Raw genomic sequence first — 234 nt, 5'->3', positions numbered from 1 at the left:
ACGGATACCGATGAAATCCCCCGAAGGCGTCTCGATGACGGCAGGGACCTTCCGGATGGCCCCCAGGGCCAGGATGCCCACCTGGGGCTGGTTGATGATGGGCGTACCGAATACGCTGCCGAATGACCCGACATTGGTTACCGTATAGGTTCCGTCCCGGACCTCGTCGGGCTTCAGGGCGTTGTTCCGGGCGCGGGTGGCCAGGTCGTTGACCGCCCGGGCCATACCTACCAG

General features: G+C 64.5%; 1 protein-coding gene. It reads right to left on the bottom strand.

Going from position 1 to position 234, the window contains the following annotated elements; genetic code table 11:
- Positions 1 to 234 (bottom strand): 2-oxo acid dehydrogenase subunit E2 (locus tag ACRHNM_RS18255; RefSeq protein WP_431138041.1); only part of this gene is annotated, 234 nt, incomplete at both ends.

Source organism: Psychroserpens mesophilus, assembly GCF_050617655.1.
GTDB lineage: Bacteria > Bacteroidota > Bacteroidia > Flavobacteriales > Flavobacteriaceae > Psychroserpens > Psychroserpens mesophilus_A.
This window is presented reverse-complemented; position numbering and strand designations above follow the sequence as displayed.